The organism is Stenotrophomonas sp. SrG, from assembly GCF_050031795.1.
Taxonomy (GTDB): domain Bacteria; phylum Pseudomonadota; class Gammaproteobacteria; order Xanthomonadales; family Xanthomonadaceae; genus Stenotrophomonas; species Stenotrophomonas rhizophila_A.
The window spans coordinates 1-231 of the sequence record NZ_JBNBBE010001645.1; the positions used below are offsets into that span (position 1 = coordinate 1).

Below are 231 nucleotides of genomic sequence, written 5' to 3' on the forward strand. Positions count from 1 at the left end.
GCCCTGCTGGGTCGGGATATAGGTGATGTCGCCTGCCCATACTTGGTTCGGTGCCTCCGGCTTGAACTGACGATCCAGCACATTGGGAACGGTCAGGGCCTGTGGCCCAAGGCTTTGATACTTATGACGCTTGGGTTGCCGGGCCCTCACCCCGGCCCGGCGCAGCAGCGTGCGGGCCCGGTACCGGCCAACCTGCCGCCCAATGTTGGCCAATGCCTTGGCCATACGGCG

General features: G+C 64.9%; 1 pseudogene. It reads right to left on the reverse strand.

Annotated elements, in window-relative coordinates:
- Positions 1-231 (reverse strand): annotated as a pseudogene (locus ACQG3P_RS24945) (IS3 family transposase); the annotation flags it as partial.